Genomic DNA, 25,793 nt, shown 5'->3' with positions numbered 1-25,793 from the left:
GTCATGCGCGGCAAGGGCGACGTCACCTCCGCGCGCCTCTTCGAGGAGATCCTGGAGGACGAGGAGCACCACATCGACTACCTCGACACCCAGCTGGAGCTCATCGAGTCACTGGGCGAGCCGCTGTACATCGCGCAGCTGATCGAGCAGCCGAGCTAGCCGGTCGGGCAGCCGGTCTACGCGGCTTCCACGAGCGAGGGCGCCGGCACCGGGGCCGACGGCACGTCGGCGGCGAGCACGGCCGCGTCGCCCTTCTCCAGCAGTTCCCGGCGGGGGCACGCACCGCGTCCGAGTATGCCCTGGATGGTGCGCACGCAGGAGCCGCAGTCGGTGCCGGCCTTGGTGGCCGAGGCGATCTGGCGCGGGGTGCAGGCACCGGCAGCCGCGTGGTCCTTGACCTGCTTGTCGGTGATCCCGAAGCAAGAGCAGACGTACACGCGGTTCACCTCCCTGAGCGGAACGGTTCGGCGAGCCATCCCCTATTCGGTGAGGCTTACCTAACCGTACCCAAAGTTAGGGTCACCTAAAAGACCTGGATACGACGATGGGGCGCGGATCACATCGATCCGCGCCCCATCGTCGTACGAAGCTACTTACTGATCGCGGTACATCTCGGCGACCAGGAACGCCAGGTCAAGGGACTGGCTTCGGTTGAGCCGCGGGTCGCAGGCCGTCTCGTAGCGCTGGTGCAGGTCGTCGACGAAGATCTCGTCGCCGCCGCCCACGCACTCGGTGACGTCGTCACCGGTGAGCTCGACGTGGATGCCGCCCGGGTGGGTGCCGAGACCCTTGTGGACCTCGAAGAAGCCCTTGACCTCGTCGAGCACGTCGTCGAAACGGCGCGTCTTGTGGCCGGAGGCCGCCTCGAAGGTGTTGCCGTGCATCGGGTCGGTGACCCAGGCGACGGTCGCACCGGAGGCGGTGACCTTCTCGACCAGCTCGGGGAGCTTGTCGCGGACCTTGTCGGCGCCCATGCGCACGACGAAGGTCAGCCGGCCCGGCTCGCGCTCGGGGTCCAGCCGGTCGATGTACGTCAGCGCCTCGTCCACCGTGGTGGTGGGGCCGAGCTTGATGCCGATCGGGTTGGCGATCTGCGAGCAGAACTCGATGTGCGCGTGGTCCAGCTGGCGGGTGCGCTCACCGATCCAGACCATGTGGCCCGAGGTGTCGTACAGCTTGCCGGTCCGCGAGTCGGTGCGGGTCAGCGCGCCCTCGTAGTCGAGCAGCAGCGCCTCGTGCGAGGCGTAGAACTCGACGGCCTTGAACTCGGCCGGGTCGGTGCCACAGGCCTTCATGAAGTTCAGCGCGTTGTCGATCTCCCGCGCGAGCTGCTCGTAGCGCTGCCCGGACGGGGAGGACTTCACGAAGTCCTGGTTCCAGGCGTGCACCTGGCGCAGGTCGGCGTAACCGCCGGTGGTGAAGGCGCGCACCAGGTTCAGCGTCGAGGCCGACGCGTGGTACATGCGCTTGAGCCGCTCGGGGTCCGGGATCCGGGCCTCTTCGGTGAAGGCGAAGCCGTTGACCGAGTCGCCGCGGTAGGTCGGCAGGGTGATGCCGTCGCGGGTCTCGGTGTCCTTGGAGCGCGGCTTGGAGTACTGGCCCGCGATGCGGCCGACCTTGACGACGGGCACGGAGGCCGCGTACGTCAGGACGGCGCTCATCTGGAGCAGCGTCTTGAGCTTGGCGCGGATGTGGTCGGCGGACACGGCGTCGAAGGCCTCGGCGCAGTCGCCGCCCTGCAGCAGGAACGCCTCGCCCTTGGCGACGGCTCCCAGACGGGCGCGCAGCTGGTCGCACTCGCCCGCGAAGACGAGCGGAGGATACGACTCGAGGTCCGCGACGACAGCGCGCAGAGCCTCGGCATCGGGGTACGAAGGCTGCTGCGCCGCGGGAAGGTCTCGCCAGGTCGCCTTGGCGGCGGGGGCTTGGGTTTCAGCGTTCACGGTCACCTCGTACACATTACGGTGTCATTCGTCCTGTCCAGCCTTGCGACCATCTGGTGAGACGGCCGGGCTCGAAGGCCGACGGGGCCCAGAAATTCGGAATCCATGGTTCATTTCGCACCACGAGACGCGTCCAGCGCCCGGGGCACGGTCTGGGCTAAGGTGCGCACCATGCACGCGCACACGAACCAGGACTGGTGGTGGCCCGCTTCCGGCGGCCCACTCCTCGCGCGTACGTAAAACGACACGACCGACGCGAAGGCCGCCCCGAGGGGCGGCCTTCCGTGTTTCGCGCGGAGACCAGGGGCCGCTCCTCCCACCGGAAGGACGCCGCTCCGAATGAACCTCAGCCGACTGCTCGACGACTCCTGCCCGCCGTTCGCCCTGCTGCGCCGGCGGACCCCCGGCCGCGACCACGACACCGTGGAGGTGCTCCTGGGCCCGGTCCACGAGGCCGAGCGCCTCGCCGACCTGCCCGTCCGGGAACTGCCCACCCTCGCCCTGGTCCCCTTCCGGCAGATCCGGGAGCGCGGATTCGACGTGCGCGACGACGGCACGCCGCTGAGCGTGCTGGTCGCCGAGGAGGCGTACGAGATCCCGCTCCCGGAGGCGCTGGCCGGGCTGCCCGCGCACGCCGTACGCGTCGACGGGGGCGGCTTCGACGTGCCCGACGAGGAGTACGCGGCCACGGTCGAGCGGGTCATCGAGGACGAGATCGGCCGCGGGGAGGGCGCCAACTTCGTCATCCGGCGCACCTATGGGGGCCGGATCGACGGCTTCGGGCGGGCGGACGCCCTGGCCCTGTTCCGGCGGCTGCTGGAGGGCGAGCGGGGCGCGTACTGGACGTACGTCGTCCACACCGGCGACCGCACCCTGGTGGGGGCCAGCCCCGAGGTCCACGTGCGGATGGCCGGCGGGACCGTCGTGATGAACCCGATCAGCGGGACGTACCGCTATCCCGCGGGCGGTCCCACCGTGGACTCCCTGCTCTCCTTCCTCGGCGACCGCAAGGAGACCGAGGAGCTGTCGATGGTGGTCGACGAGGAACTCAAGATGATGTGCACGGTCGGCGACATGGGCGGGGTGGTCGTCGGACCGCGGCTGAAGGAGATGTCCCACCTCGCGCACACCGAGTACGAGCTGCGCGGCCGGTCCTCGCTGGACGTGCGGGAGGTGCTGCGGGAGACCATGTTCGCGGCGACGGTGACCGGCTCGCCGGTGCAGAACGCCTGCCGGGTGATCGAGCGGTACGAGGCCGGGGGCCGCGGCTACTACGCCGGGGCCCTGGCCCTGCTGGGCGTCGACTCCACGGGCGGGCAGACCCTCGACTCCCCCATCCTGATCCGCACCGCCGACATCGACGGGGACGGGGTGCTGCGGGTGCCGGTCGGCGCCACGCTGGTGCGCCACTCCGATCCGGCCGGCGAGGTGGCGGAGACGCACGCCAAGGCCGCCGGGGTGCTGGCGGCGCTCGGGGTCCGGGCGGCGGCGCCCCGGCCGGCCTTCGAGGGGGCGCGGCTGGCGGACGATCCGCGGGTGCAGGCGGCCCTGGCGGCCCGGCGGGCGGACCTGGCCCCCTTCTGGCTGCGGATGCAGGAGCAGCCGGCCGCGCCGACCGGGCACGCGCTGGTGGTGGACGGCGAGGACACCTTCACCGCGATGCTGGCCCACGTGTTGCGGGCGGCCGGGCTGGAGGTGACCGTACGCCGCTACGACGATCCCGGGCTGCGGGCGGCGGCCCTGGCGTGGGAGGGCCCGATCCTGCTGGGCCCTGGCCCGGGGAACCCCGCCGACGCGGCCGACCCGAAGATGCGGATGCTGCGCCGGCTGGCCGCGGATCTCCTGGCGGGGCACCGGCACGGCCTGCTGGGGGTCTGCCTGGGCCACGAGCTGCTGGCGGCGGAGCTGGGGCTGCCGCTGGTGCGCAAGGCGGAGCCGGCGCAGGGGGCGCAGACGCGGATCGACCTGTTCGGGGCGCAGGAGGTGGTCGGCTTCTACAACACCTACACCGCGCGGTGCGATGCCGGAGCCGAGCCCGCGGGGGTGGAGGTCGCCCGTGACCCGGACACGGGCGAGGTCCACGCCCTTCGCTCCGCCGCGGGGGGCTTCGCGGGGGTCCAGTTCCACCCGGAGTCGGTCCTCACCCTCCGCGGCGCCGGCCTGCTGCGCGAGCTGGTGGAGGGGGTCCGGGCGGGCGCCCCGGCCTAGCCCCGGCCCCGGCGTCAGGAGGGCACGAGGGTGTTCTCCGAGCGCCGGCCGGCCAGGTAGTCGGCGACGTTGGCGACCGTGGTGTCGATGATCTGGCCCACCGCGTCCGCCGTGTAATACGCCTGGTGCGAGGTCACCACCACGTGCGGGAACGTGACGAGCCGGGCCAGGGTGTCGTCCTCGACGGCCTCCAGGGACTTGTCCAGGAAGAACACCCCGGCCTCGGCCTCGTACACGTCGAGCCCGACGCCCGCGAACCGTCCGGCCCGCAGCTCCGCGACCAGCGCGTCCGCGTCGACCAGCCCGCCGCGGCTGGAGTTCACCAGGATCGCGTCGTCCCGCATCAGCCGCAGCGCCGCCGAGTCGATGATGTGGTGGGTGGACTCCAGCAGCGGTACGTGCAGGCTGATCAGGTCCGAGGACGCGAGCAGCTCGTCCTTGTCCACGTACTTCATGCCGAGCTCCACGCAGGCCGGGTTCTGCGCGATGTCCCAGCCGAGCAGGTTCATCCCGAAGCCGTGCGCGATCCGGGTGAACGCCTCACCGATCTTGCCGGTGCCGAGCACGCCCACCGTGCGGCCGCGCATGTCCCGGCCCATCAGCCCGTTCAGCCGGAAGTCGAAGTCCCGGGTCCGGTTCGAGGCCCGGACGATGCGCCGGTTCACGGCCAGCGCCAGGGCCCACGCGAACTCGGCCACCGAGTAGGGCGAATAGGAGGAGACGCGGCTGACCGTCATGCCCAGCTGCCGGGCCGTGTCCAGGTCGATGTTGTTGAAGCCCGTGGAGCGCTGGGCGATCAGCTTCGTCCCGCCCGCCGCGAGGGTCCGCAGCACCCGGCCGCCCAGGTCCGCGTTCACGCTGGAGGAGACGATCTCGTACCCGGCCGCGATGGGAGCGGTGTCCTCGCTCAGGAACACGTCGACGCAGCGCACCTCGTGCTGCCCGTCGAAGGCGCGCTCCATGAGCGGCCTCTCGTCGGCGGTCACACCGAATGCCAGGATCTCCACACCAGCTCCCGTACTCGCACCCCATGGGTCGTTTGTCACCCTACGACCCATGGGTCCGTGTCGCCGCTCAGCCGAAGAACACCCCGACCTCCCGGTACAGCGCCGGGTCCACCGTCTTCAGCTTCGCCGTGGCCTCGGCGATGGGCACCCGCACGATGTCCGTCCCCTTGAGCGCGACCATCTTGCCGAAGTCCCCGTCGCGCACCGCGTCGATCGCGTGCAGCCCGAAGCGGGTCGCCAGCCACCGGTCGAAGGCGCTCGGCGTACCGCCCCGCTGGACGTGCCCGAGCACCGTCGTGCGGGCCTCCTTGCCGGTCCGCGCCTCGATCTCCTTGGCCAGCCACTCGCCGACGCCCGACAGCCGGACGTGCCCGAAGGAGTCCTTGGTGGCGTCCTTCAGGACCAGCTCCCCGTCCGTGGGCATCGCGCCCTCCGCGACCACCACGATCGGCGCGTAGCTCGCCTTGAACCGGGAGGTGACCCAGGCGCACACCTGGTCGATGTCGAAGCGCTGTTCCGGGATGAGGATGACGTTGGCGCCGCCCGCGAGCCCCGAGTGCAGGGCGATCCAGCCGGCGTGCCGGCCCATCACCTCGACGACCAGGACGCGCATGTGCGACTCGGCCGTGGTGTGCAGCCGGTCGATGGCCTCGGTCGCGATGCCGACGGCGGTGTCGAAGCCGAAGGTGTAGTCCGTCGCGGACAGGTCGTTGTCGATGGTCTTGGGCACGCCGACGCAGGCGATGCCGTACTCCTCGTACAGCTTGGCCGCGACCCCGAGGGTGTCCTCGCCGCCGATCGCGATGAGCGCGTCCACCTCGTACTTGGCGAGGTTGTCCTTGATCCGCCGGACCCCGTGCTCCACCTTGAACGGGTTGGTGCGCGAGGAGCCGAGGACGGTGCCGCCCCGGGGCAGGATCCCGCGGACGGCGGGGATGTCCAGGGGGACCGTGGCCCCTTCGACCGCACCCCGCCAGCCGTCCTTGAATCCGATGAACCCGTAGCCGTACTCCTGCTCGCCCTTGCGGACGACGGCCCTGATCACCGCGTTGAGCCCGGGGCAGTCACCGCCGCCGGTCAGCACTCCGACCTTCATGGAATCTCCCTTCGCCATGACGGTCACGCTAGTGGTGACCCAGGTCACAGCGAGAGGTCTGGAAGAGTCAATTCGGGCGGAATTCCGAGGCGTTGCGTACGCCCGTTCACTCGTACGAGGACATAAGTACGACCGACGCCACCGGCTAGACGTCGTCAAGGCCCCGTTCGATCGCGTACCGGACGAGCTCCACGCGGTTGTGCAGCTGGAGTTTGCCCAGGGTGTTCTGGACGTGGTTCTGCACCGTGCGGTGGGAGATGACCAGCCGCTCCGCGATCTGCTTGTACGAGAGCCCCTTGGCCACCAGCCGCAGCACCTCGGTCTCCCGGTCGGTCAGCTGCGGCGCCTTCGCCTCGTCGGAGGCGGCCGGGGCCGGGTCGGTGGCCAGCCGCCGGTACTCGCCGAGCACCAGCCCGGCGAGGCCCGGGGTGAACACCGGGTCGCCGGCCGCCGTGCGGCGGACCGCGTCGATCAGCTCCTGGGCACCGGCGGACTTCAGCAGGTAGCCGGTCGCACCGGACTTCACCGCCTCCAGGACGTCCGCGTGCTCGCCGCTCGCCGACAGGACCAGCACCCGCAGGGCGGGGTTGGCCCCCACCAGCTCCTTGCAGACCTGGACCCCGGGCATGCCGGGGAGGTTGAGGTCGAGGACCAGGACGTGGGGGGTGACGGCGCGGGCCCGGCGCACGGCCTCGGGTCCGTCGCCGGCGGTGGCCACCAGGTCGAAGCCCGCGGCGGCCAGGTCGCGGGCGACCGCGTCCCGCCACATCGGATGGTCGTCGACGACCATCACCTTGATCTCGTGCGGTTCGCTCACTGGGTCCTCCCCCTCGGTACTTTCAGTTCCACCTCGGTGCCCTGTCCGGGGACGGACACCAGCTCGGCGCTGCCGCCGAGATCGCGCAGCCGGCCGCGGATGGACAGGGCCACTCCCATCCGGCCCTCGCCCTCCGCCTGGTCGAGCCTGCCCGCCGCAATGCCCGGGCCGTCGTCCCGGACGGTCACGATCACCTCGTCGCCCCAGTCCTCGAGCAGGATCCAGGCACGGGCCCCTTCCCCGGCGTGCTTGCGCACATTGTCGAGGGCGGCGCCGACAGCCGCGGCCAGCTCCTTCGCCGCGGGCGCCGGCAGCTGCACCGGGCTGCCCGGCTCGGCGAAGCTCACCCGGCACCCGGCGTGCGGTGCGAGCAGCGCGCGCAGGTCCAGCTCGCCCCCGGCCGCGCCGGTTTCGTCCACTTCGTACGCGTCCACCAGCGCGCCCCGCGACTGGTCGCGGGAGACCCGGGAGGGCTGCACCAGCCCGCTGGAGACCAGCGAGCGCAGCGCCACCTCCTGCTCACCGGCCATCCGGCCCAGCTCGGCGGCCTCGCCGCCCATTTCGGCACCGCGCCGCTGGACCATGGCGAGGACCTGGAGGACCCCGTCGTGGATGTCGCGGGCGAGGCGCTCGCGCTCGCGCGTGGCCGCCTCGATCTCCAGGGCGCGGGCGAGGGTGGCCTCACTGGCCCGGGCCACCTCGACGACGTAGCCGATGGCCACGGAGGCGACCCAGACGAGCAGGACGTTGTGCAGGGCGTCCCGGGTGGGGTCGCCGCCGTGGACGGCGATGTTGGCCACGGCCACGAAGGTGGAGGCGACGCACGCCCAGCGCCAGCCGCCCTTGATGGCGAAGGCGAGGACCGAGCCGGCCGTCCAGATGGTGGGCAGGGTGGGGCCGCCGGCCGCGATCCGCTCGTGGGTGTCGGCGAGCGGGGTGAGCAGGATCCCGACGAGGGCGACGGTGAGGTCGACGCCGAGGAACCGCTTGGTGCAGCTGGCGGCGTTCGCCACCTTGCCGTGGGTGGCCAGGGTCCAGACCGCGAGGACGGCGAGGTAGCCGACCGCGATCCCGGGGCGGTCGAACCGCTTGTAGGCGGAACCGAACAGCCCCACGGCGTAGACCATGGTCAGCAGCCGGTACACGGTCAGGGCACGCCAGAGCGGCTGCTCGACCGACATGCGTACGACGCGTTCGCGTTTCGCCATCTCCCCCACCCCCGCGGGCGGTTCGCCCGTCCCTACTCCGTCGCGCCGTCTGCCTTCTCGGCCTTCCCGGCCTTCTCCGCCCTGGCGGCGGCCTTCTCGGCGTCGGCGATCTGGCGCTTGGCCGCGGTGGCGTAGATGTCCACGTACTCCTGGCCGGAAAGCTTCATGATCTCGTACATGACCTCGTCGGTCACCGAGCGGAGGATGAAGCGGTCGCCGTCCATGCCGTGGTAGCGGCTGAAGTCCAGCGGCTTGCCGATCCGGATGCCCGGGCGCATCAGCTTGGGGACCACCTTGCCGGGCGGCTGGATCTTCTCGGTGTCGATCATCGCCACCGGGATCACGGGGGCGCCGGTGGCGAGGGCCACGCGGGCCAGGCCGCCGGGCTTGCCGCGGTAGAGCCGGCCGTCGGGTGAACGCGTCCCCTCGGGGTAAATACCGAACAGCTCCCCCCGCTCGATGACGTCGATGCCGCTCTTGATGGCGGCCTCACCGGCCCCGCGCGCACCGGAGCGGTCCACCGGCAGCTGGCCGACACCCTTGAAGAAGGCGGCCGTCAGCTTGCCCTTGACGCCCGGGGAGGTGAAGTACTCCGCCTTCGCGATGAAGGTGACCTTCCGGTCCAGTACGGCCGGGAGGAAGAAGGAGTCGGAGAAGGAAAGGTGGTTGCTCGCGAGGATCGCCGGCCCCTCCGCGGGAATGTTCTCGAGGCCCTCCACCCACGGCCTGAAGGCGAGCTTCAGGGAACCGCCGATGGAGAACTTCATTGCGCCGTAGATCAACTCGAAAGCCTTCCTGTGTCTGTCGATCAGACCATATCCCCTGGCTCTCCCGGCAGCGGCCCGACGGCCCTGGTCGGTGTCACCCCGGTCGCGTACGGTGAAGTCACACAGAGCAACGCACCCACCTGATGTACATCATGATCAAGGAGACCCTGGTGCCCGTCCTCCCTGGAGCCGAGCCGTTCCGCCACGAGGGCGGAGAGGTCGGAGTCCTTCTCTGCCACGGCTTCACCGGTTCCCCGCAGTCGCTGCGTCCCTGGGCCGAGTATCTCGCCGGGAAGGGGCTCACGGTGTCGCTGCCGCTGCTGCCCGGGCACGGGACGCGCTGGCAGGACATGCAGCTCACGGGCTGGCAGGACTGGTACGCCGAGGTGGACCGGGCGCTGCGGGAGCTGCTGGACCGGTGCGAGCAGGTGTTCGTCTTCGGCCTGTCCATGGGCGGCGCGCTGACCCTGCGGCTGGCGGCCAAGTTCGGGGACGCCATCAGCGGCATCGTCCTGGTCAATCCGGCCAACAAGGTGCACGACCCGCTGGCCTTCGCCCTGCCGGTGGCCCAGCACTTCATCCGGTCGACGGCGGGCATCGCGAGCGACATCGCGAAGCCGGGGTCGGACGAGGTCGGCTACGACCGGGTTCCGACGCGGGCCGCGCACTCGCTGCGGAAGTTCTTCCAGCTGGTGGACGTCGATCTGCCGCAGGTCACGCAGCCCGTGCTGCTGCTGCACAGCCCGCAGGACCATGTCGTACCGCCGGCCGACTCGGCGCGGATCCTGGCGCGGATCTCGTCCACCGATGTCACCGAGACCCTGCTGGAACAGAGCTACCACGTCGCGACGTTGGACCATGACGCGGAGCGGATCTTCGCGGACAGCTATGCGTTCGTCGGCCGACTGGCGGAGAGCGTGGGCAGGGAGGGGGCGCAGGCGGGTGGCTGAGCACGAGGAGCAGTCGGGCGGGGTTCCGCCGCTGGACGAGGAAGCGGCGTGGGCGGCGATCGTCGCCGGGTACGGGCAGGAGCCGCCGGACCCGCCGGGGGCCCGGCCGTTCAAGCCGATCGAGAACCTCCTGCTGCCCGAGGAGGACGTGAAGCCGCTGCCGCCGGAGCCGGAGGCCGCGGCGGGGTCCGAGCCCGAGCCCAGACCTGAGCCCGGGCCTGAGCCGAAGCCCGAGCCAAAGCCGGATCCGGAGCCCCCGGCCGCGCTGGGCAGCTCGGTGGTCTTCGCCCCGGGCGTCGGCACGCCGGCCCCGGGCCCGCGTGACCACTCGCTCGCGGAGCCGGCGGACGAGGGCCACTTCGTCCCCCCGGAGCCGGAGCTCCCGGAGGCGGACACCACGTCGAAGTTCGCCTGGCTGGCGGTCGTCGGCGGCCCGGTGCTGCTGCTCCTGGCGGTGCTGTTGCAGTGGGAGATGACCTGGTGGCTGACGACCCTCGGCATCGGCGGCTTCCTGGGCGGCTTCGCGACGCTGGTCGCGCGCATGGCACAGGGCGACGACGATGACGACGACCCGGGCCGCGGAGCCGTGGTCTAGGGCTCGCCCCACCGCGCCTCAATCGCCGGCACGATCCAGCCCCGCCGGCGTTTGAGGCGCTGGGGGCACCCCCGGCGGTAGCCGGGGGAGGGTCCGGGGGCAGAGCCCCCGGCAGCGGCGCCGCAGCTTTGACCGCAGGGCTACCGCGCAGCGTCGAGGCGGAGGGCCGCCAGGACCGGGAGGTGGTCCGTGGCCGCCAGAAGGTCCGCGGCCGCCACGCCGGGCAGCCCCGCAGGGACACCGCAGCCCAGCACCTCCACCCCTTTCGTCGCGAAGATCCCGTCGATGCGCAGGCCCGGCGCCGCCGCCGGGAAGGTCGTTTCCCCGCCCCACGGGGCCACCGACCAGCAGTCCTGCAGTGTTCCCGCGAGCTGACCGAAGGCCGGCCCGTCCGGGCCCTCGTTCACGTCGCCGGCGACGATCCCGTACGGGGTGTCCAGCGCCCCGACCCGGTCCAGGAGGAGATCCGCCTGGGCCCGGCGTTCCGTCCGGTCCAGGGACAGGTGCGCGCAGACCAGGCCCGCCCGGGCGCCGCCGATCCGGACCACCGCCGTCGCGAAGCCCCGCCGGTGCAGGCCGGGGGTGCGCGGCAGCAGCACGTCCTCGGTCCGCTCCACGAAGACCCGCAGCGAGGACAGCAGCAGCGGCCCGGCCGCCGTCGCGCCGCCGCCCAGCACCACCAGGTCACACTTCGCGGCCAGCCTCGCCGCGTGTTTGCGCCAGCGGAAGAACCGCGGCGCCTCCTGTACGAACACGAGGTCCGGTGCGCAGGCCCGGATCACCCGGGCCAGCGCCTCCTCGTCGTCGCGCAGCGAGCGGATGTTGTAGGTGAGTACCCGGATCACGGCAGAACCGTCGGGCTCCGTACGGGACTTCGGCAGCGAGGGCAGCAACTGGTCCATCCCCGCAAGATATGCGGCCGCCCGCCGCTCCCCCAAGGGGCGCGGCGGGCGGCCACGTACGAGGAGGAGGCGTCAGCCCTGGCGCGCCAGGTCCGCCGCGCCCACGAGCCCGGCCTTTCCGCCCAGCTGGGCGGCCAGTACCTGCGCGTGGGGACGCCAGGAGCCGCCGACGAGCCAGCGCTTGAAGGACTTGCGGATCGGGTCGAGGACCAGGTCGCCCTCGTCCGAGACCCCGCCGCCGACGATGAACGCCGACGGGTCGAAGAGCGAGGCCAGGTCGGCCAGGCCGGCGCCGGCCCAGCGGGCCAGCTCGCGGAAGGAGTCGATGGCCACCAGGTCGCCCTGCCGCGCGGCCTGGCTGATGTGCTTGCCCTCGATGCCCTCGGGGGTGCCGTCGCCGAGGGCGAGCAGGATCGTCGCGTTCTCGGGGGTGGCGTTGGCGCGCTGCTTCGCGTAGCGGACGAGCGCGCGCCCGGAGGCGTACTGCTCCCAGCAGCCCTGGCTGCCGCAGCCGCACAGCAGGCCGTCCGGTACGACCCGGATGTGGCCGAATTCGGCGGCGACGCCGAAGCGTCCGCGGCGCAGCTTGTTGCCGATGATGATGCCGCCGCCGAGGCCGGTGCCGAGCGTGATGCAGATGACGTCGTCGTGGCCCTGGCCGGCACCGAAGCGGTACTCGCCCCAGGCCGCGCAGTTCGCGTCGTTCTCCACCACGACGGGCAGGCCGATGCGCTGCTCGACCTTGTCCTTGAGCGGCTCGTGGCGCCAGTTGATGTTCGGCGCGAAGAGCACGGTCGCGCGCTTGTCGTCCACGTATCCGGCGGCGCCGATGCCCACCGCGTCGATCTTGTGGTTGCTGCTGACTTCGGAGACGGCGGCGCAGATGGCCTCCGTCACTCCGTCCGCGGTAGGCGGGGTGGGCACCTTGTACGTCTCACGGATGGTGCCCTCTTCGTCGACCACGCCGGCCGCGATCTTCGTGCCGCCGATGTCGACGCCGATGGTGAGTCCCATTAGTCCCTCGGTTTCCGGTCAAACCCCGCCACGGCCCACCGTACCCGAGGGCGGAGGGCCTTCAGTCGAGATCGATCCGCTCGGCGGGGCCGTCACCAGGGCCCTCGTCGCGGGGATCGCGCTCGCCGGGCGCCTGCCGGGGGGCCGGGGGCTCGCCGCGCGTCCAGCGGCGTTCGTGGCCCTCGACCGCCGAGCGGTAGGCGGCGAGCAGCTCGGATCCGGCGGCCGCGAGGTGGTCGAAGACCTCGGGGTTGCGCTCGATGACGGGCTTGGCGGCGGTCTTCGCCTGGTTGACGAACTGGCGCACGGCGCCCTGGGCCGCGCTGCCGACGAGGGGGTTGTTCAGGCCGGACACCTTGTCGGCGACGGCCTCGAAGAGCTTGAACAGCTCCTCGGCGGCGGTCCCGGGGCCCTGGCCCCCCGCCCCGCCCTGCCCGCGCAGGCGCTCCTTCTCGGCGGCGAGGTCCTCGGCGCAGGCCTTGGCCCAGGCGTCGTCGTCGGTGGGGCGGTCGGTGGCCTCGCTCATGGCGGACTCCTGCGGCGGCTGCGGTGTGCGGTAGTGGCTACCTTCGACGGTACCCGAACGGCGGTACACGGATCAGGACGTGCGGGGCCACAGACCGGGATCCGGGGTGAAGCGGATGCGCAGCGCGTCCTCGGCCAGGGCGGCTCCGGAGACGGTGCAGCGGCGCAGCGCGGCGGGCAGGGGAACGATCCTCCGGTACGGGCCCACGGTGATCAGCAGCTCGTCGCCGCGGCGGATCAGGTCGAGTTCGCGCTTGTGCGCACCGGGCAGCGGGACCACCCAGACGAGCACTCCGTCCTCGGCGAGCCGGTCCTCGACCGTCCAGGCCCGGCGGGGTGCGGGCCGCTGCGGGGCGAGTCCGTCGGCGGCGAGCAGGTCCAGGTCCTGCGGGCCGCGCGGGTCCCGTCCGAGGTGGCCGAGCCGGACCACGGGAACCTCCCCGGCCCACGCGGAGGCGTACTTCTCCTGCTGGGCGGCGAGCCCGGCGAGCCAGGGGTCGACGGAGCCCTCGGGCAGGAGGCGGTTGGCGACGACCGCGGAGACGGGCAGCTGCTGGAGGGCGAGCCCGAGCCGGCCGGGGCGGATCGCGTCGGCGGCGGCCGGTCCCGGTTCGGCGACCAGCCGGACTTCGGTGGTGTCGGCCTCGATGACGGCCTGGACCGCGGCGAGCTCCTCGTCCCACCGGGCGGCGGTCTCGTAGAGCCACTGCGCGGGCATGGGCACGCCGGCCAGCTGGGCCAGTACGGGCCGCAGGGCGCGGGCGGCCTGCCGCTCGGCGGGGAGCAGCCGGGCGAGGTAGCGGCGCAGCTGCGCGGGGAGGGCGAGGGCGGCCAGGGCCTGGTGCAGCGGGGGCAGGTCGACGACGACGAGGTCGCAGTCCGGCGCGGCGGCGGCCCGCCGCAGGGCGCGCAGCAGCGCGAACTGCTCGGCGCCGGGCAGTTCGGTGAGTTCCTCGGCGCCCAGCGGCCGGGCCCCGACCATCCCGAGGAGGGCGGATCCGCGCTCCTGGAGGGCGACGAGTTCCTCCCGGAACTCCTCGCCGGAGTCCACCCGGGCCACCCGGATCCCGCCCGCCACCGGGACGGCCGGCAGTCCGGGGGCGGCCTCGGCGGGCTCCCCCACCGGTTCCCCGGTCAGGGCGGAGAGCGGGTCTCCGACGTCGCCGGACAGCAGCAGCACCCGCCGCCCCTGCCGGGCCGCGGCGCGGGCGGTGGCCGCGGCCACGGTGGTCCGTCCGGCCCCGCCGGGGCCGGTGATCAGCACGGTGTGCACGGTGTTCAGGGCCTCGGTCTCAGCCGGTCGATTCGACGCGCTTCTTCAGGCCGGCCAGAGCGCGGTCGATGATGACCTTCTCGGCCTTGCGCTTGATCATGCCGAGCATGGGGATCTTGACGTCCACGGTCAGCTGGTAGGTGACCTCGGTGCGCTTGCCGCCTTCCAGCGGTGCCAGCCGGTACGAGCCGTCCAGCTGGCGCAGCATCTGCGACTTGTCCAGCGTCCAGCTGACCTCGTCCTCGCCCTTCCAGGTGTAGGACAGGGTGTGGTCGTCCTTGATCGCGCCCGCGTCGAGCAGCAGCCGGACCTTTTCGGCCCGGCCGTCGGCGTCGGCGGCCATCACCTCGGCCTCCTTCACCTCGCCCGTCCACTCCGGGTAACGCGCGAAGTCGGCGATCACGGCCATCACGTCGGCCGGCGAGGCGTCGATCGTGATGCTTGAGCTGGTGTGTTCCGCCATCGCGGTCGCTCCTCCGGGGTGGGGTACCTCCCAGCGGCAGCTGGGGGATGGATTCGAGGAAGTGTGCGGCCTTCGGCCGCCGCCCGAAGGCTACCGTGCGTGCGGAGCTCACCACTCCAGGGCCCAGGGCCTGCCGGTGGCCGCGAAATGCCCGACGTTCACGCACTCGGTGGCGCCGATCCTCATCCGCCGGGCCAGCGGCTGGTGGACGTGCCCGAAGAGGGCGTAGCGGGGGCGGGTGCGCCGGATGGCGGCCAGCAGGGCCTCGCTGCCGCGTTCGAAACGGCGCGCGACCGTGTCGTAGCAGAGCTCCGGCACCTCCGGCGGGATGTGCGAGCACAGGACGTCCACCTCGCCCAGCGCCTCCACCTTGGCGGCGTACTCCTCGACGTCCACCTCGTACGGGGTCCTCATCGGGGAGGGCAGGCCGCCGCCGACGAAGCCGAAGACCCGGCCGCCGATCTCCACGCGCTGCCCGTCGAGCACGGTGAGGCCGGGTCGGTCGGCGTACTCCGGCCACAGGGCCGGGATGTCGACGTTGCCGTAGGTCGCGTACGTCGGGGTGGGGAAGGCCGCGAACATCTGTGCGTACTGGCGGCGGACGGCGCCCTCGATGAGCCGCTCCCGGTCCAGCCCCGCCCACAGCTGCCGCCCGAAGGCGTGGGCCTCCGCGAAGCGGCGCGCGGTGCGCAGTTCGACGATCCGGTCGGCGTTCTCGACGCCGAACAGGTCTGGGAAGATCCCGCGCGAGTGGTCGGCGTAGTCGAGGAAGAGGACGAGGTCGCCGAGGCAGATCAGCGCGTCGGCGCCGTCCCCCGCCCTGGCGAGGGCCTCGGAGTTGCCGTGCACGTCGCTCACGACGTGGACCCGGGTGCGGGCCGCGTCGCGGAGCCCGGTGCGGCTCGATCCGCTCGTGCCCGACGTCCGGTCCCGCATGCTGCCACCCATGCGGCCACCCTAGGGCGGCGCGGTGAAGACGGGGTAGAGGGGGTGCCAGATGCAGCCGGACCTGCGGTTACTTCCAAGTCGCCGACGGGGTCGACTACTGTCGGCTCGAAAAGGCCGTGTTGTGTGACGCAGGGAACATCTGGCCGGTTCCCTCTATCCGGAACCCACTACCGGTGGGTAACGTCCGGTCGGTCCACATGGTGGCGATGGCGCCCAGAGGAGCAGCAGTCTTGCGCGAGTTCAGCCTTCCGGCCCTGTACGAGGTCCCGTCGGACGGGAACCTGACGGATCTCATCCGCCGCAATGCCTCGCAGCATCCCGACACCGCCGTCATGAGCCGCAAGGTGGACGGCCGGTGGCAGGACGTGACCGCGACCGAATTCCTGGCCGAGGTCCGGGCCGCGGCCAAGGGCCTGATCGCGGCGGGCATCCGCCCCGGCGACCGGGTCGCCCTGATCTCCCGCACCCGCTACGAGTGGGTGCTGATCGACTTCGCGATCTGGACGGCGGGCGGCGTCACCGTCCCGGTGTACGAGACCAGCTCGCCCGAGCAGATCCAGTGGATCCTCGGCGACTCCGGCGCCGTCGCAGCGGTCGTCGAGAGCCCCGGGCACAGCGCGGCCGTGGCCTCGCTGCGCGACCGGCTGCCGGAACTGCGCGAGGTCTGGGAGCTCGAGCAGGGCGCCCTCGAAGCGCTGAAGAGCGCGGGCGCCGCGATCACCGACGCCGAGGTCGACGAGCGCAGCAGCCTGGCGTGCGCCGACGACCCGGCCACCATCGTCTACACCTCGGGCACCACCGGCCGCCCCAAGGGCTGTGTGCTGAGCCACCGCAACTTCTTCGCCGAGTGCGGCAACGCCGTGGAGCGGCTGAAGCCGCTGTTCAAGACCGGCGAGTGCTCGGTCCTGCTGTTCCTCCCGGCGGCGCACGTCTTCGGCCGCCTGGTGGAGGTGGCGGCCGTGCTGGCGCCGATCCGGCTGGGCTGCGTACCGGACATCAAGAACCTCACCGACGAGCTGCAGTCCTTCCGGCCCACCCTGATCCTCGGTGTGCCGCGCGTCTTCGAGAAGGTCTACAACTCGGCGCGCGCCAAGGCGCAGGCCGACGGCAAGGGCAAGATCTTCGACGCCGCAGCCGAGACGGCGATCGCGTACAGCCGGGCACTGGACACCCCGCGCGGGCCGTCCTTCGGCCTGAAGCTCAAGCACAAGATCTTCACCAAGCTCGTCTACAGCAAGCTGCACGCGGTCCTCGGCGGGCGCGGCGAGTACGCGATCTCCGGCGGAGCGCCGCTGGGCGAGCGGCTCGGGCACTTCTTCCGCGGCATCGGCTTCACGGTGCTGGAGGGCTACGGCCTGACGGAGTCCTGCGCGGCGACGACCTTCAACCCGTGGGACAAGCAGAAGATCGGTACGGTCGGCCAGCCCATGCCGGGCTCCGTGGTGCGCATCGCGGACGACGGCGAGGTGCTGCTGCACGGCGAGCAGATCTTCACCGGCTACTGGAAGAACGAGACCGCGACCGCCGAGGCCCTGACCGACGGCTGGTTCCACACCGGTGACGTCGGCACCCTCGACGAGGACGGCTACCTGACGATCACCGGGCGCAAGAAGGAGCTGATCGTCACCGCGGGCGGCAAGAACGTCGCACCCGCCGTGATCGAGGACCGGATCCGGGCGCACGCGCTGGTCGCGGAGTGCATGGTCGTCGGCGACGGGCGGCCGTTCGTGGCCGCGCTGGTCACCATCGACGAGGAGTTCCTCGGCCGGTGGGCCGCGGAGAACGGCAAGCCGGCGGGTGTGACGGCGGCGCAGCTGCGCGACGACGCGGAGCTGAACGCCGCCGTCCAGAAGGCCGTCGACGACGGCAACGCGGCGGTTTCCAAGGCGGAATCGGTGCGGAAATTCCGCATTCTGCCCTCCCAGTTCACGGAGGAGTCGGGCCACATCACGCCGTCGCTGAAGCTCAAGCGGAATGTGGTCGCGAAGGACTTCGCGGACGAGATCGAAGCCCTGTACCGCGGTTAGCAGGCCTGGCCGGGGCTAGTCCTCGGCCAGGATCCGGGCCATGTTCCGCTCGGCGAGGGCGGTGACGGTCACGAACGGGTTCACGCCGAGCGAGCCGGGGATCAGGGAGCTGTCGACCACGTACAGCCCCTGGTAGCCCTTGGCCCGGCCGTACAGGTCGGTCGCCTCGCCGAGGACGCAGCCGCCGAGCGGGTGGTACGTGAAGTTGTCGGCGAAGGCCTTGTTGTCGCCGAAGAGGTCGTACCGGTACATCGTGACGTTCCGCCGGTTGATGCGGTCGAAGAGGTTCTTCGCCGCGTTCACCGAGGGCGTGTTCTGGTCCCGCCGCCAGTTCAGGCGGGCCGAGTCGGTGGCGGCGTCGTACGTGAAGTGCCCGCGCTCGGGGTTCTTGGTGATGGCCAGGTACATCGAGATCCAGTGCTCGATCCCCATCGGGAGCGGGGCGATCTCGGCGAAGACCGGGTTCGCGGCGTTGTCCCAGTCGTCGATGCCCAGGGCGGGCATGGTGGCCTGGTTGCAGCCGACGGTGTCCCACAGGTGGTTGGCGCGGGCCGTCATGACGTTGCCGTTGTGGCCCCAGCCGAGCCCGACCCGGTCGCTGAGCGCGGGCAGCGTCCCGGTCTCGCGGGCGCGCAGCAGGATCTCGGTGGTGCCGAGGCTCCCGGCGCCCAGGAAGAGCCGCCGGCAGCCGAGTTCGCGGACCTGGGTGACCCGGCCGGCGAGGTCGCTGGTCCGCACGGTGAGGACGTAGCCGCCGTCCGGGTCCTGCCGTACGCCGACCACGCGCTGCATGGTCTCGATGGTGACGTTCCCGGTGCCGATCGCGGCCGCGAGGTAGGTCTTGTCGACGCTCTTCTTGCCGTGGTTGTTGCCGTAGATGACCTCTCCGGCGAGGGCCGACCGGGTGGCGGTGCCGGCCGCCTCGCGCCGCATGTGGGCGAAGTCGTAGACGTTGGGGACGAAGACGGTCTTCAGGCCGGTGTTGTGGGCGTGCCTGCGGGAGATCCGGGCGAAGCGGTACCACTCGGTGGACTCGAACCAGGCGGGGTCGATGTCGTTGACGCCGAGCATGGCGCGGGCGCGGGGGTAGTAGGTGCCGTACATCTCGCCGGCGTCGACCCCGGGCAGCACCTCGGAGAAGTACGCCCTTCGCGGAGTCGGCGCCATGCCCCCGTTCACGAGCGACCCTCCTCCCACGCCGCGGCCGACGTACACGGACATGTCGCCGTAGTTCACGCGGTCGAGTACGCCGGGGTACGGGCTGATGTCGCGGTTGACCACGTCGAGCCAGAGGAATTGGGCGAGCGGGGCCTCGGTGCGCGTGCGGAACCACATGGAGCGCTGGTCGGGCGCGGAGGTGGAGGGGAAGACCTTGCCGTCGGGCCCGGGGGTGTCCCAGAGCCGGCCCATCTCGAGGACGACGGTGCGGATGCCGGCCTGGCCCAGGCGCAGGGCGGCGACCGCCGCGCCGTAGCCGGAGCCTACGACGACGGCGGGTGCGTACGGGGCCGCGGCCGGCTCGGCGGCCGAGGCGGAGGCCAGGCCGATCCTCGTGAAGCCGAGGGCGGCGGCGGTCTGCAGGGCGCCGAGTCCCAGGACGTGACGGCGCGTCAGATTGGGTGTCATGGCCGCATGATGGGCGGAATCCACCCTTCCACCCATACGCCGCACAGCCAGACATCTGAGAGACAGTCAGCCGTGGCTGCCGGACCGGACCGTGCGGCGGCCCCGCCGGAACCACCGCCGTCAGGGGCTCGGGGCGGCGCCGCGGTCAGAGCAGATCGCGCAGGCGGTCCGCCAGGAGGTCCCAGCGCCAGCGTTCCTCGACCCAGGCACGGCCGCGCTCGCCCATGCGGGCCCGCAGGGCCGGGTCCTGCAGCAGGGCCACCAGGCGATCCGCCGCCTCGTCCGGGGCGCCGCCCCGGACGACCCAGCCCGTCTCCCCGTCCAGCACCGCGTCGGGCGCTCCGCCCGAGTCGCCCGCGACCACCGGCAGGCCCGTCGCCGAAGCCTCCAGGTAGACGATCCCGAGCCCCTCGACGTCCAGCCCGCCCCGCCGGGTCCGGCACGGCATGGCGAAGACGTCTCCGGCCCCGTAATGGGCGGGCAGCTCGGACCACGGGACCGCTCCGGTGAAGACCACCGCGTCCCCGACACCCGTGGAAGCCGCCAGCGCCCGCAGGTCGGACTCGTACGGCCCGCCTCCCACGATCAGCAGCACCGCGTCCGGCACCGCCGCCAGGATCCGCGGCATCGCCTCGATCAGCGTGTCCTGCCCCTTGCGCGGCACGAGCCGCGACACGCACACCACCACCGGCCGGTCGGTCAGCCCGAGCCGTGCCCGGACCTCCACCCCGCCCGACTCCGGGTGGAACGTCTTCTCGTCCACCCCCGGGGGCAGCTGCACCATCCGCGCCGCCGCCGGCTCGGTGACCGCCGAGGCGATCCGCGAGCGCGTGTACTCCCCCAGGTAGGTCAGCGTGTCGGTGCCCTCGCCGATCCGCCGCAGCAATTGCCGCGCCGCCGGCAGCTGGGCCCAGCCCGCCTCGTGCCCGTGCGTGGTCGCCACGATCCGCTTGGCCCCGGCCCGCCGCAGCGCCGGGCCCATCAGCCCGAGCGGGGCGGCCGCCCCGAACCACACGGACTCGCAGCCGTGTTCGCGCAGCAGGCCCACCGCCCGACGCGTCACGCGCGGGGTCGGCAGCAGCATGGTCGTGCGGTCGCGCACCACCTGGAAGGGCTGCTCGGCGTCGAAGGCCGCGGTGGCCTCGCGGCCCTCCGCGCTGTGCTTCCACGTGGAGGCGTACACGACGACCCGGTCGGGATCCAGCCGCAGCGCCATGTTGTGCAGGAAGGCCTGGATGCCGCCCGGTCGCGGGGGGAAGTCGTTGGTCACGATCAGCGTCTTGTGCATTGCCTGCCGACAGTACCGGACGTGCGCGGCGCTCAGCGGAGCCAGCCGCGCAGGGCCTCCTGCCAGGCCTTCGTCAGCTCCGCCGGGTCCACGCCCAGCGCCTCGTCCAGCGCCGTCGCCAGCGGCTCGCGGCCCGCCCGCTCGTACAGGTCGGCCAGCGCCTCCTCGCCCCACTTCTCGGCGATCAGCCGGCAGGCCAGCCACGCGCCCTCGTACGCCCGGGCCAGCGCCTCCGGATCGCCGCCGAAGGCGAAGGCCTCGGTCGCGGGCAGCGCCGCCGGCACCTCGCCGCGCCGCACGGCCCGGCCCAGCGCCGGCGCGCCCTGCTCCGGTGTGGTGGGGCCGCCGCGGTACGCCGCCCATTCCGCGAAGCCCTCGGAGAGCCACAGCGGCGTCGAGGCGGTGGTCGCCGCGCGGGTGGCCACGTGGGTGACCTCGTGGGTCAGGACGATCCGCCGGCCCGCCTCGCCCAGCTCGGCGTACCCCGCCGGGTTGACCACCACCCGGTCCGCGGGAGCGGGTCCCGCGCCCACCCGGCCGGTGGTGACGGCGCCCATGCCCCGGTACGCGTCGGCCGTCCCGCCCAGCAGCTCCGCCATCCGCTCCAGCGACCCCGGGACCAGCACCACCACCCGCCCCGCCCACGGCCGGGGCCAGGCGGCGCTCGCCGCGGGCACCGCCCGGTCGGCCTCGGCGGCGATGGCCCGCAGGGCGTCCTCGCCCTGCCCGGAGGCGCCCAGCACCAGGGAGTGCGCGCCCCGGACCACCGAGACCGGCCCCTGGTCCCACAGCTGCGGCGGGGCGCCCGCGGCGGGCCGGTCGGCGGTGACCCGCCACGTGCCGCCGTCCCGGTGCAGTTCGAGGGCGCGGGCCGAGCCGGCCGGGGCCGGGTCGTAGCCGGTGAGCCGGTAGCGCAGCTCCGCCCGTACGAGGGCCCGTACGCCGTCCCGCCGCACCGAGGCGACCTCGTACGCCCAGTCCTGGACCGGGATCCCGGCGAGCCGCTCGGGCGGTGTCCGCGCCCACTCGGCCACGGCCCGGCGGACGTCCTGCCCGGCCGTGTCCGCCGGCCGCGCCGCGCAGCCGGCCGCCAGCAGGCACAGCAGGAGCGGCAGTACGCGGACGAGACGACGACCCGGGAGCATCAGCCGATCGTACGCAAGGAGGACCGCCCCGGGGTCAGGGCCTGGTCACCGCCGACACCGGCATCATCCCGACGGGGTCGTAGCGGACCCTGGCCCCGGGGTACGGGGCGTGCACCACCTGGCCGTTGCCGACGTACATGCCGACGTGGCTGGCGTCCGAGCGGTACGTCACCAGGTCGCCCGGGCGGGCCTGCGACAGCGGCACCTGGCGGCCGGCGTGCCGCTGGGCCTGCGAGGTGCGCGGCAGCGAGACCCCGGCCTGCCGGTACGACCAGACCATCAGCCCGGAGCAGTCGAAGCCGGAGGGGCCGGTGGAGCCCCACACGTACGGGCGGCCGACCGCGGCCCGGGCCGCCATCACGGCGGCCGCGGCGCGCCCCGACGAGGGCCCTTCGGGACCCGCGGAGGGCAGGTCGGGCAGCGCGTCAAAGCGGCCGCCCGAGCGGGAGGCGCGCTCGAAATCGGCCCGTTCCTCGGAGGGCATGGCGTTGAGCAGCCGCCGGGCGGCCGCGAGCTTGGCCGTGACGGAGCGCTTGTGCCGGGCCACGTCGGCGCGCAGCGCGTCGAGTTCGGCGAGTTTGCGGGAGGCCTCCCGGCGCTCCTGGCCGAGCCGGCGCTGCTCCTCGCGGAGCTCGTCCAGCTGCCGGGCCTGGCGGCCGGTCAGCCGGTCCAGGGCGGCGGCCTGCTCCAGGTACGCGTCGGGGTTCTCGGCCAGCATCAGGCCGACGGCGGGGTCGATGCCGCCGCTGCGGTACTGGGCCCCGGCGAAGGTGCCGAGGATGCCCCGCATCGTGTTGATGCGCTCCTGGCCGCGGGCGACCGCGTCCTGGGCCCGGTTGACCTCGGCGCGCAGCCGGCCGGCCTTCTCGCCCGCCTCGTTGAAGCGCTCGGTGGCCTGCTCCGCCTCCTCGAAGAGCCGGTCGACCTGGGCGCGGGAGCCCGCTGCGGGGTCCTGCGGCAGGCCGGGGGCGGCGCTCGCAGGTGCGCCCGTCATGGCGACGGCGGCCGTGGCCGCGGCGGCGGTGAGGACGGTGGCCTTCGTGTTCCGGTCGAGGCTGCCGAGCCCGGGCCGGCGATGGGACGCCACGTGAAACCGCTCCCTTCCCAGAGACCGCTCAGGAGTGGCCCGGGTCCGCCCCCCGTGGACGGACGTGTGCCGGGTTACGCGCTGGCAGACAGTAGCCGCGCCACCGGGCACCGACCAACGACCGTCGGCGGGCACGCACGGTGACGCCCCACCGGAGACGCAGGTCACCGGCGGGGCGCGGGGTCAGAGCGGAGCCCTGGAATTCGCCCGGATGGGCGGTGGGCGGCGCGTCAGGAGACGCGGACGCCGAACATGAAGGGCATGTTGTCCATCGACTCGTACTTGATGCCGCCGCGCGGGTTGGAGGCGTGCAGCGTCATGTTGTTGCCGGCGTAGAGGCCGACGTGGTGCAGGTCGTTGTAGAAGAAGACCAGGTCGCCGGGCTGGAGCTGGCTGCGGCTGATGCGGGTGCCGTCGTTCGCCTGGGTGTAGGTGGTGCGGGTGATGCTCACACCGGCCTGCTTGTACGCCCACTGGGTCAGCCCGGAGCAGTCGAAGGCGCTCGGGCCGGTGGCGCCGGAGACGTACGCGCCGCCCAGCTTGGTCTTGGCGGCCGCCAGGGCGGCACCGGCGCGGCCGGAGGCGCTCACGTTGCCGAGGTCGACGCGCTGGCTGTCGCTGCGGCTGGCGCGCGACTCCTCGTCCTTGAGCGCCGCGCGCTCCTGCGCGGTCAGGGTGTTGAGCAGGGCCTGGGCCGCGGCGAGCTTCTCCTGCGAGACCTTCTTCTTCTCGCCGAGCTCCTTGCGGGTGGCGTCGAGGTCGGCGAGCTTGCCGGCGGCCTCCTGGCGCTGCTGCGCGAGGGTGCGCTGCTTGGCCTGGATCTTCTGGACCGCCTCGACCTGCTTGCCGCTCAGGTGCTCCAGGGAGGAGGCCTTGTCGAGGTAGCTGTCGGGGTCCTCGGAGAGGAGCAGGGCGAGCGACTGGTCTATGCCGCCGCTGCGGTACTGCGCGCTCGCCATCGAACCGAGCGTGCCGCGCAGCTCGTTGAGGTCGCCCTGGCCGCGCGCGACCTGGTCCTGGAGCTGCCCGATCTCCTTCTCGAGCTTCTCCTGGCGTTCCTTGGCCCCGTTGAACTTCTCGGTGGCCTGCTCCGCCTCTTCGTAGAGCGCGTCGACCTGGGACTTGACCTCGTCCTTGCTCGGCTTCGCCGGGGCGGCGGTGGCGCCCTGGGTGGAGAGCGCGACGGCCGCGGCCGCGGTGGCGGTCAGTACGGTCACACGAGCGCGGGTCGGCTGCTTGGGTCGACGGTGGGACGCCACGAAGGCGAGCTCCTTCTTCCTAGAGCCGCCGAAGAACGCAACTCGGCAGCACCTTCGCTGCCACCCCGAATGAGTGATCTACCGCACGAAGGTTTGAGCAGACCCTAGTGACCCGACTGTGATCAGTTCAAATCCTGCCGGGAAAAAAGTCGGTCCCCGACCAGCTTCTTTACCTACAGCGCACGCTCTGTGCAGGTCACTTGACGGTACGTTCCCTGAGAGCCCTGCCAATTCGGGCATGCGGGGCGGGAGTTACGAAACGCGCGAAAGCCGCTTCAGTAGCAAAGCGGACGCGACCGGCCGCGCACCCGCCTTGGCCACCCCGTCCGCGACCTCCCGGTCGGTGGAGACCACGACCACCGGCCGGCCGGGCGGCTCCGCGCGCACCAGCTGGCGGATCAGCTCGTCCGCCGTCACCCCTGCCTTGGAGAACAGCACCCGGACCCCGCGCGGCGGCGCGAGCAGCACCGGGGCGGCCAGTTCCGCCCCGTCGAAGACGCAGGTCATCTCCGCGCCCGTCTGCGCGGCCAGCATCGACAGCCCGCCCAGCAGCCGCAGCCGCTGCTTCTCCAGCGGCATCGTCGGATAGCCCGTCTTGGTCACGTTGTAGCCGTCGACCACCAGGTGGGCCTGCGGCAGCGCCAACAGCTGGTCCAGCAGCGCCGGGTCGGTCTCCGACAGGGCACGCGCCGCGATGTCCTTCGGCGTCATCCGGCCCGGCTCCACGGCCTCCACGGTGTCCGCCGGGCGTGTCGACACCGGCGGCAGCGCCAGCTCGCGGCGCAGCCCCGCCGCCGCGTCCAGCACGGTGTCCAGCAGCAGCCGCAGCCGCATGTCCTCGATGCTGCGTCCCTCGCGGGTGGCCCGGCGCGAGGTCTCCAGCGCCGTCTCCACCTCCGCCAGCCGGGACTTGAGCCGCCGGGTCTCGCTCTCGGCGGCGGCCACCCGTGCGGCCGCCTCGCCGCGGATCCCGTCGATCTCCGTGTTGACCTTGCGCAGGGCCGCCTCGCCGCGCTTGACGTCGCTGAGCGCGCTGCGCAGCTTGCGCTGAAGCGATTCCGCTTCCTTGCGGGCCTCGTCCAGCTCGGCCCGCACCTGCTCGCCGCCCGAGCGCTGCAGGTTCCGCACCTGCGCCAGCTCCTCGCGCAGCCGGTCCAGCTCGCGCCGGGTCTCCTCGCCGACCCGCTCGGCGTCGGCGCGCTGCGCCTCCTCGCCCGCGGCGGCCACCAGCTTGACCCAGCCGACCGGCCTCAGGACGTACGCGGCGGCCGCCACGTCCAGCGGATCCGCGGCGGCGGGCGGTGCGCCGGACTCCAGCGCACCGGCCAGGTCCGCCTGCGCCTCGCGCAGCTTCTCGGCGACCCGGCTGCGGAACACGGGGTCGGTCTCGACCGCCGCGGCCATCGCGTTGCCCGCGAACTTGGCGCGCCGGGTCGGGGTGAAACGGGCGTACTGGCGCAGCTGCGCCGGGAGGTCAGCGACCGTCAGTCCGCCGAAGGCGTCCGAGACGAGCGCGACGACCCGGCGCCGCACGCCTTCCGGCAGCGGGCGGTCGAGCACCTCGGCGGCGTCGCCGGCCGCATCGGCCGGCTCAGCGCCGCTTGCTGGCTCCACAATCCGTCACCCCTACCGATCTACCTGTGGG

General features: G+C 72.6%; 23 protein-coding genes and 1 pseudogene. 5 read left to right on the top strand and 19 right to left on the bottom strand.

The features are described 5' to 3' along the window. Nucleotides 1–159: pseudogene (locus ACIPUC_RS08445) on the top strand (bacterioferritin); the annotation flags it as partial. Between the two features lie 17 nt (nucleotides 160–176). Here the strand turns inward: ACIPUC_RS08445 and ACIPUC_RS08440 are convergent. Both ACIPUC_RS08440 and ACIPUC_RS08435 read right to left on the bottom strand, forming a co-directional pair. After that, nucleotides 177–446, bottom strand: a complete 270-nt coding sequence (locus ACIPUC_RS08440) for a (2Fe-2S)-binding protein (RefSeq protein ID WP_446587599.1) — start codon at nucleotides 444–446, stop codon at nucleotides 177–179. A gap of 147 nt (nucleotides 447–593) precedes the next feature. Further along, nucleotides 594–1,958 carry a class II 3-deoxy-7-phosphoheptulonate synthase gene (locus ACIPUC_RS08435; RefSeq protein ID WP_446587597.1) on the bottom strand — a complete coding sequence of 455 codons (1,365 nt, stop codon included), beginning with the start codon at nucleotides 1,956–1,958 and terminating at the stop codon, nucleotides 594–596. A 324-nt stretch (nucleotides 1,959–2,282) separates the two neighbouring features. On the opposite strand from ACIPUC_RS08435, the gene ACIPUC_RS08430 reads away from it, so the two are divergent. Beyond that, nucleotides 2,283–4,151 carry an anthranilate synthase family protein gene (locus tag ACIPUC_RS08430; protein WP_446587595.1) on the top strand — a complete coding sequence of 623 codons (1,869 nt, stop codon included), beginning with the start codon at nucleotides 2,283–2,285 and terminating at the stop codon, nucleotides 4,149–4,151. Nucleotides 4,152–4,165: 14 nt separating this feature from the next. Here the strand turns inward: ACIPUC_RS08430 and ACIPUC_RS08425 are convergent, their stop codons facing one another. From ACIPUC_RS08425 to ACIPUC_RS08405, 5 genes are all read right to left on the bottom strand, one after another. Next, nucleotides 4,166–5,158, bottom strand: coding sequence for a 2-hydroxyacid dehydrogenase (locus tag ACIPUC_RS08425; RefSeq protein ID WP_446587593.1), 993 nt, complete (start codon nucleotides 5,156–5,158; stop codon nucleotides 4,166–4,168). A 67-nt stretch (nucleotides 5,159–5,225) separates the two neighbouring features. Then, nucleotides 5,226–6,254, bottom strand: coding sequence for a 6-phosphofructokinase (locus ACIPUC_RS08420; RefSeq protein WP_446587692.1), 1,029 nt, complete (start codon nucleotides 6,252–6,254; stop codon nucleotides 5,226–5,228). A 145-nt stretch (nucleotides 6,255–6,399) separates the two neighbouring features. Next, on the bottom strand, nucleotides 6,400–7,044 hold the full coding sequence (locus tag ACIPUC_RS08415; RefSeq protein ID WP_443303132.1) for a response regulator: 645 nt from the start codon (nucleotides 7,042–7,044) through the stop codon (nucleotides 6,400–6,402). Between the two features lie 23 nt (nucleotides 7,045–7,067). After that, nucleotides 7,068–8,279: a MacS family sensor histidine kinase gene (gene macS / locus ACIPUC_RS08410; protein WP_446587591.1), complete on the bottom strand. Its 1,212-nt coding sequence runs from the start codon at nucleotides 8,277–8,279 to the stop codon at nucleotides 7,068–7,070. A 32-nt stretch (nucleotides 8,280–8,311) separates the two neighbouring features. After that, nucleotides 8,312–9,046 (bottom strand): lysophospholipid acyltransferase family protein, encoded by a 735-nt coding sequence (locus tag ACIPUC_RS08405; protein WP_446587690.1) that lies wholly within the window; start codon nucleotides 9,044–9,046, stop codon nucleotides 8,312–8,314. Between the two features lie 170 nt (nucleotides 9,047–9,216). Between ACIPUC_RS08405 and ACIPUC_RS08400 the strand changes: the two genes are divergently transcribed. Further along, nucleotides 9,217–9,996, top strand: a complete 780-nt coding sequence (locus tag ACIPUC_RS08400) for an alpha/beta hydrolase (RefSeq protein WP_446587688.1) — start codon at nucleotides 9,217–9,219, stop codon at nucleotides 9,994–9,996. After that, on the top strand, nucleotides 9,989–10,591 hold the full coding sequence (locus tag ACIPUC_RS08395) for a hypothetical protein (RefSeq protein WP_446587589.1): 603 nt from the start codon (nucleotides 9,989–9,991) through the stop codon (nucleotides 10,589–10,591). Before ACIPUC_RS08400 ends, ACIPUC_RS08395 begins: the two co-directional genes overlap by 8 nt. Nucleotides 10,592–10,731: 140 nt before the next feature. Here the strand turns inward: ACIPUC_RS08395 and ACIPUC_RS08390 are convergent, their stop codons facing one another. From ACIPUC_RS08390 to ACIPUC_RS08365, 6 genes are all read right to left on the bottom strand, one after another. After that, nucleotides 10,732–11,493 carry an endonuclease/exonuclease/phosphatase family protein gene (locus ACIPUC_RS08390; RefSeq protein WP_446587588.1) on the bottom strand — a complete coding sequence of 254 codons (762 nt, stop codon included), beginning with the start codon at nucleotides 11,491–11,493 and terminating at the stop codon, nucleotides 10,732–10,734. 72 nt (nucleotides 11,494–11,565) lie between these two features. Continuing rightward, nucleotides 11,566–12,507: an ROK family glucokinase gene (locus tag ACIPUC_RS08385; RefSeq protein WP_446587586.1), complete on the bottom strand. Its 942-nt coding sequence runs from the start codon at nucleotides 12,505–12,507 to the stop codon at nucleotides 11,566–11,568. Nucleotides 12,508–12,568: 61 nt separating this feature from the next. Continuing rightward, complete coding sequence (locus ACIPUC_RS08380; RefSeq protein ID WP_446587584.1) at nucleotides 12,569–13,033, bottom strand: DUF5304 domain-containing protein; 465 nt, start codon at nucleotides 13,031–13,033, stop codon at nucleotides 12,569–12,571. Between the two features lie 72 nt (nucleotides 13,034–13,105). Beyond that, a complete protein-coding gene (locus ACIPUC_RS08375; protein WP_446587582.1) occupies nucleotides 13,106–14,305 on the bottom strand; it encodes an ArsA-related P-loop ATPase in 1,200 nt (399 codons plus the stop codon). A gap of 19 nt (nucleotides 14,306–14,324) precedes the next feature. Beyond that, on the bottom strand, nucleotides 14,325–14,768 hold the full coding sequence (locus tag ACIPUC_RS08370; protein WP_446587580.1) for an SRPBCC family protein: 444 nt from the start codon (nucleotides 14,766–14,768) through the stop codon (nucleotides 14,325–14,327). A gap of 108 nt (nucleotides 14,769–14,876) precedes the next feature. Continuing rightward, nucleotides 14,877–15,704 carry a metallophosphoesterase family protein gene (locus ACIPUC_RS08365; protein ID WP_446587686.1) on the bottom strand — a complete coding sequence of 276 codons (828 nt, stop codon included), beginning with the start codon at nucleotides 15,702–15,704 and terminating at the stop codon, nucleotides 14,877–14,879. A 242-nt stretch (nucleotides 15,705–15,946) separates the two neighbouring features. On the opposite strand from ACIPUC_RS08365, the gene ACIPUC_RS08360 reads away from it, so the two are divergent. Beyond that, a complete protein-coding gene (locus ACIPUC_RS08360) occupies nucleotides 15,947–17,743 on the top strand; it encodes an AMP-dependent synthetase/ligase (protein ID WP_446587578.1) in 1,797 nt (598 codons plus the stop codon). Nucleotides 17,744–17,758: 15 nt separating this feature from the next. On the opposite strand, the gene ACIPUC_RS08355 is transcribed toward ACIPUC_RS08360, so the two are convergent. The 6 genes from ACIPUC_RS08355 to ACIPUC_RS08330 all read right to left on the bottom strand — a co-directional run bounded on the left by ACIPUC_RS08355 (nucleotide 17,759) and on the right by ACIPUC_RS08330 (nucleotide 25,765). After that, complete coding sequence (locus ACIPUC_RS08355) at nucleotides 17,759–19,369, bottom strand: GMC oxidoreductase (RefSeq protein WP_446587576.1); 1,611 nt, start codon at nucleotides 19,367–19,369, stop codon at nucleotides 17,759–17,761. Between the two features lie 145 nt (nucleotides 19,370–19,514). Further along, nucleotides 19,515–20,657, bottom strand: coding sequence for a glycosyltransferase family 4 protein (locus tag ACIPUC_RS08350; RefSeq protein ID WP_446587574.1), 1,143 nt, complete (start codon nucleotides 20,655–20,657; stop codon nucleotides 19,515–19,517). A 32-nt stretch (nucleotides 20,658–20,689) separates the two neighbouring features. After that, nucleotides 20,690–21,802 carry a hypothetical protein gene (locus tag ACIPUC_RS08345; protein ID WP_446587572.1) on the bottom strand — a complete coding sequence of 371 codons (1,113 nt, stop codon included), beginning with the start codon at nucleotides 21,800–21,802 and terminating at the stop codon, nucleotides 20,690–20,692. A gap of 34 nt (nucleotides 21,803–21,836) precedes the next feature. Then, nucleotides 21,837–22,889, bottom strand: coding sequence for an NlpC/P60 family protein (locus ACIPUC_RS08340; protein ID WP_446587570.1), 1,053 nt, complete (start codon nucleotides 22,887–22,889; stop codon nucleotides 21,837–21,839). A gap of 230 nt (nucleotides 22,890–23,119) precedes the next feature. After that, on the bottom strand, nucleotides 23,120–24,148 hold the full coding sequence (locus ACIPUC_RS08335; RefSeq protein WP_446587568.1) for an NlpC/P60 family protein: 1,029 nt from the start codon (nucleotides 24,146–24,148) through the stop codon (nucleotides 23,120–23,122). Nucleotides 24,149–24,400: 252 nt separating this feature from the next. After that, nucleotides 24,401–25,765: an NYN domain-containing protein gene (locus ACIPUC_RS08330; RefSeq protein WP_446587684.1), complete on the bottom strand. Its 1,365-nt coding sequence runs from the start codon at nucleotides 25,763–25,765 to the stop codon at nucleotides 24,401–24,403. Nucleotides 25,766–25,793: the final 28 nt, after the last annotated feature.

It is taken from the genome of Streptomyces sp. LARHCF249 (assembly GCF_052871255.1).
The sequence above is the reverse complement of the archived record's forward strand: the minus strand, read 5'-3'. Positions and strand labels throughout refer to the sequence as shown.